At 71.5% G+C, this 4,838-nt stretch carries 7 protein-coding genes; 5 read left to right on the forward strand and 2 right to left on the reverse strand.

Features of this window, described 5'->3' with window-relative positions; all coding sequences use genetic code 11:
* Together QH283_RS20345 and QH283_RS20350 are read right to left on the reverse strand one after the other, a co-directional pair.
* On the reverse strand, positions 1-484 hold a 484-nt coding region (locus QH283_RS20345), incomplete at its 3' end, for a GNAT family N-acetyltransferase (protein WP_280504573.1).
* Between the two features lie 3 nt (positions 485-487).
* The gene (locus QH283_RS20350; protein ID WP_280504574.1) at positions 488-1,252 is read right to left on the reverse strand and encodes a winged helix-turn-helix transcriptional regulator; all 765 of its coding nucleotides are present in this window, start codon (positions 1,250-1,252) and stop codon (positions 488-490) included.
* A gap of 219 nt (positions 1,253-1,471) precedes the next feature.
* Between QH283_RS20350 and QH283_RS20355 the strand changes: the two genes are divergently transcribed.
* The 5 genes from QH283_RS20355 (at position 1,472) to QH283_RS20375 (ending at position 4,723) form a co-directional block, all read left to right on the forward strand.
* Positions 1,472-2,284, forward strand: coding sequence for an LmeA family phospholipid-binding protein (locus QH283_RS20355; RefSeq protein WP_280504575.1), 813 nt, complete (start codon positions 1,472-1,474; stop codon positions 2,282-2,284).
* On the forward strand, positions 2,281-2,727 hold the full coding sequence (locus QH283_RS20360; protein WP_280504576.1) for a thioredoxin family protein: 447 nt from the start codon (positions 2,281-2,283) through the stop codon (positions 2,725-2,727). The genes QH283_RS20355 and QH283_RS20360 overlap by 4 nt, the downstream gene beginning before the upstream one ends.
* A gap of 278 nt (positions 2,728-3,005) precedes the next feature.
* Positions 3,006-3,527 carry a DUF4395 domain-containing protein gene (locus QH283_RS20365; RefSeq protein ID WP_280504577.1) on the forward strand — a complete coding sequence of 174 codons (522 nt, stop codon included), beginning with the start codon at positions 3,006-3,008 and terminating at the stop codon, positions 3,525-3,527.
* Positions 3,528-3,577: 50 nt separating this feature from the next.
* A complete protein-coding gene (locus QH283_RS20370; RefSeq protein WP_280504578.1) occupies positions 3,578-4,411 on the forward strand; it encodes a sulfurtransferase in 834 nt (277 codons plus the stop codon).
* 6 nt (positions 4,412-4,417) lie between these two features.
* Positions 4,418-4,723 (forward strand): DUF1416 domain-containing protein, encoded by a 306-nt coding sequence (locus tag QH283_RS20375; protein WP_280504579.1) that lies wholly within the window; start codon positions 4,418-4,420, stop codon positions 4,721-4,723.
* Positions 4,724-4,838: the final 115 nt, after the last annotated feature.

The raw sequence follows: 4,838 nt of genomic DNA on the forward strand, positions 1-4,838 counted from the left end.
CCAGGCCCGCGGCCACCCCGAGGGGGGGTAGTCCGGGGCCGGTCAGGCCGCGGCGCATCTGCCACAGCTCGCGGGCGACGCGCAGGCCGAGCCCGGCGGCGACCGCTTTCGCGGCGGGCAGATCGCCGTGCGCCCAGACCCGCGCGCCCGGTCCGCCCTCGGCCAGAGCGGCGCGCACCAGGGCGGCGCCGAGGCCGCGACCGCGCAGCCCTGGGTCGACGACGGCCTCGACCATGGCGGGGTGCTCGCCGTGCGCGGGGACCAGGTGGGCGTACCCGGCGATGACGCCGTCGAGTTCGGCGATCAGATGGCGCGGGCCGTCCGGCCCGGCGGTGTCGTCGGGTTCGGCGGCCAGCGAGAGCACGGCCTGCTCGGAGACGGGGGCGACGCCGTCGGCGGCGCGGGCGCGTTCGAGCAGCGCGCGGATCGCCTCGGCCGTCGGGCCGTCCACGCGCGCAGTCCAGCGCAGGGCGGGATCGCTCATCGGTTACTGGGCCGATCCACTGCTCGGGGCGAGCGCGTCGTCACCGTCACCGGTGACGTCCTCGTCCGGGAAGGTCGGCGCCTCGCCCTTGGCGGGGGACCGGGCCGGGCGGACCGCCTTGTAGCCCACGTTGCGCACGGTGCCGATCAGCGACTCGTATTCGCTGCCGAGCTTGGCGCGCAGCCGTCGCACGTGCACGTCGACGGTGCGGGTGCCGCCGAAGAAGTCGTAACCCCAGACCTCCTGGAGCAGCTGGGCGCGGGTGAACACCCGGCCCGCGTGCTGGGCGAGGTACTTGAGCAGCTCGAACTCCTTGTAGGTGAGGTCGAGCGGGCGGCCGCGCAGCCTGGCGGTGTAGGTGCCCTCGTCGATGACGAGCTCACCCAGGGTGATCTTGCCGGTGTTCTCCGGGCTGGCGACGCCGCCGCTGCGGCCGACCAGCAGGCGCAGCCGCGCGTCCAGCTCGGCGGGGCCGGTACCGGGCAGCAGGATGTCGTCGAGGCCCCAGTCGGCGTTCACCGCCACCAGACCGCCCTCGGTGAGCACGGCCACCACGGGCACCGATGACCCGGTGCTGCCGAGCAGCCTGCACAGACCGCGCGCGGCGGCCAGATCCGTCCGGGCGTCGACCAGCGCGACATCCGCTGTCCCCGCCTCCAGCAGCGAGGCGACCTCGGTCGGCGCCGGGCGCACATTGTGCGCCAGCAACTGGAGCGACGGCAGCACCGACTCGGGGTTGGGGTCGGAGGTCAGCAGGAGCAGCTCCACGAGCCCTCCTCCCATCTCTAGCACGGCCTGCGTGCGGCGAACGGCGGCGGCGGCCCGCAGCTACGAGCGACCGGAGCACCGTGGACGCCACATCGCTGTTACATGGTGATCGGATGCAAGATTAGCGCGTGCGACCCGATGACCTCGCGGTCCGGGTGGAGAGTACTCCGGCCGGGACCGTCGTGTCGGGCAACCACACGCCGACTACTGTGGGCGTTCATGCGCAAGGTGATCATCGGGCTGCTGTGCCTGGCAGGCCTGGCGGTGATCGTCGATTTCGGCGCCGCCGCCTACTCCGAGTACCGCGTTTCCCGGACCCTGCGCGAGGGTGCGGCGCTCGGCGCCGACCCCGAGGTCACCATCCACGGCTTCCCCTTCATCGCCCACGCCCTCGACGGCAGGTTCGAGAGCGTGGTGATCACCGCCGTCGCGGTGCGCCCGGACATCCCCGGCGAGATCGCCATCGACGCCAGGCTGACCGGGGTGCGCCTGAACCTCGAGGATCTGGACGACGGCCGCAGCAGGCGGGTGCCCGTCGAGCGGGTCGAGTCGGCCATGCGGGTGCGGCCGACCGAACTCGGCAGGCTGTTCAACATCCCGGATCTGCAGGTGCATTCGCGTCCGGCGGACAAGTCCGACGGCACCGGCGGGTCGGGCGGGTCGGGCATCACCACCGAGGGCGCGCTCGTGCTCACCGGCACCGTGCCGCGCACCGGCCTGCCGACCAACATGGCCGCGGGCCAGACCGGCGTCGCGGTGGCCGTCGACGCCGATCTCGTGCTCGACGGCGACCAGATCCGCATCACCGCGACCGGGCTGCACCAGGACGAGGACGACGACTTCGGCTATCCGCCGATCCCGCCGGGCATCGACGAGCCCGCGGTCCTGGCGATGTTCAGCCGTACCATCGACACCAAGGATTTGCCGTTCGGCGTCACCCCCACCAAGGCGTTCGCGCTGGGCGGCCAGATCGTGGTCGAGGGTCGTGGCGAGAACGTCACGATCGACCTCGACCAGTTGCAGAGACCATGACAGAAATCACAATCCTGCTCGCCGTCCTCGTCCTCGCCCTCGCCGTCGGGCTGTGGTTGCAGCGCCTCGACGGCACGGCGAGGGCCCCCTCGGCCGTCCCGGAGGACGGCCGCCGCAGCGAGCTGCTGACCGCCGCGGGCGTCGGCACGTCCGGTCCGGCGGTGCTGCACTTCTCCGCCGAGTGGTGCGGTCCGTGCGCGGCGGTGCGGCGCGTGGTCTCCGGCGTCACAACGGATCTCGCCGATCGGCCGCTGCCGCCGCGCGACATCGAGGTCGACATCGACGCCGAGCCCGCGCTCGCCCGCGAACTCAACGTGCTCTCGCTGCCGACCACCTTCGTCTTCGACGCCGAGGGCAAGGAGCGCTTCCGCATCTCCGGTGTCCCCAAGTCCGGCGAGTTGCGCTCCGCGCTGGCCCCCTTGACTGCGGGCGACCAGGGCTGAGCGCCCCTGTTCGGACCCCTCCGGTCCATTTCCCGCCGGAGTTGGGTAAACTGCTCTGCGTGCAAGCCAACCACGAGCTGATGCTCACCCGACGTCGCACAGTTGACCTGTGTCGTCTCGGCGGTTGTTGCTGCCTGTGCCGTTGACGGTCGGCCGTTCCATTTCCTTTCTGTTCGACGCCGACCGCTGCCCGTCGCGCGAGTGATGCCTCCGAGCGATCCTCCCGCGACCTGGCCCTCAGCCATCGAAAGCAAATCAGCGCAGGAGTACGCACAACGATGTCTTCCCACCTCGAATCGCCGCGCAGCGCGCAGGCCACCGCCCCGCAGGCCCCCGCCGCACGCTCCGGCGTCGATCAGGTCGACGTGCGCGGACCGCGTTTCGTCGCCTGGATCACCACCGCCGTGCTGGTGCTGGTGCTGCTGGCGGCCGCCGTCTCGCCCGCCCTGGCCACCGTCCTGATCGCCGTGCAGGCGGTCGTGTTCGGCGCGGGCGCGCTGCTCGGCCCCCGCAAGCACCCCTACGGCCTGATCTACGGCACACTGGTCGCGCCGCGGCTCGGCCCGGTCACCGAGACCGAGCCGGTCCCGCCGCTGCGCTTCGCCCAGCTGCTCGGTTTCGTCTTCGCGGCCGTCTCGCTGCTGGGCTTCGCGCTCGGCTCCACCGTGGTCGGCGCGATCTTCGCCGGCTTCGCCCTGTTCGCGGCGTTCCTCAACGCCGCGTTCGGGTTGTGCCTGGGCTGCCGGATCTATCCGCTGGTCGCCCGATTCCGTCCGGCCGGATCCCCGGCGTCGAACTGACCTGCACAGTTACCTCCGACCCTGCAGTTGTCATCGCTGAAAGGAACACAATGGCTCGCTCCGATGTCCTGGTCTCCGTGGACTGGGCCGAAGAGAACCTCAACACCCCCGGCGTGGTCTTCGTCGAGGTCGACGAGGACACCTCCGCCTACGACGGCGGCCACATCGAAGGCGCCGTGCGCCTCGACTGGAAGGCCGACCTGCAGGATCCGGTCCGCCGCGACTTCGTGAACCAGGAGCAGTTCTCCGATCTGCTCTCCGCGCGCGGCATCTCCAACGACGACACCGTGGTGCTCTACGGCGGCAACAACAACTGGTTCGCCGCCTACGCCTACTGGTACTTCAAGCTCTACGGCCACAACGACGTCAAGCTGATCGACGGCGGCCGCAAGAAGTGGGAGCTCGACGGCCGCCCGCTGTCGACCGAGCCCGTGTCGCGCCCGGCCACCCAGTACAAGGCCGCCGCGCCCGACGTGTCGATCCGCGCCTTCCGCGACGAGGTCATCGCCGCGATCGGCACCAAGAACCTGGTCGACGTGCGCTCGCCCGACGAGTTCTCCGGCAAGATCCTCGCCCCGGCCCACCTGCCGCAGGAGCAGAGCCAGCGCCCCGGCCACATCCCCGGCGCCATCAACGTGCCGTGGAGCAAGGCGGCCAACGAGGACGGCACCTTCAAGTCCGACGAGGAGCTGGCCGCCCTGTACAAGGAGGCGGGCCTGGACGGCGAGAAGGAGACCATCGCCTACTGCCGCATCGGCGAGCGTTCCTCGCACACCTGGTTCGTGCTCAAGGAGCTGCTGGGCCACCAGAACGTCAAGAACTACGACGGGAGCTGGACCGAGTACGGCTCCCTCATCGGCGCACCGATCGAGTTGGGAGAGTAATCAGTCATGTGTGCAGCACCCACCCAGGGACAGGCCATTCCGGCCGGCGTCGACGTGGAGAAGGAGACGGTCATCACCGGCCGTGTCCTGAGCACCGACGGCCAGCCCGTCGGCGGCGCGTTCGTTCGCCTGCTGGACGGCAACGGTGATTTCACCGCCGAGGTCGTCGCCTCCGGCACCGGCGACTTCCGCTTCTTCGCCGCGCCCGGCGCGTGGACCGTCCGTGCGCTGTCCTCGTCGGGCAACGGCTCGGCCGAGATCCGCCCCGAGGGCGCGGGCATCCACACCGTGGACGTCGCGGTCGCGAAGTAATCCCTCGCAGGGCGCGCAGCGGGGGGGCCGCGGGCCCGCCGGGGGGGGGGGGGGGGGGGGGGGGGGGGGGGGGGGGGGGGGGGGGGGGGGGGGGGGGGAAGGTGGGGGGGGGGGG

The organism is Nocardia farcinica (genome assembly GCF_029867845.1).
In the GTDB taxonomy this organism is placed as follows: domain Bacteria; phylum Actinomycetota; class Actinomycetes; order Mycobacteriales; family Mycobacteriaceae; genus Nocardia; species Nocardia farcinica_A.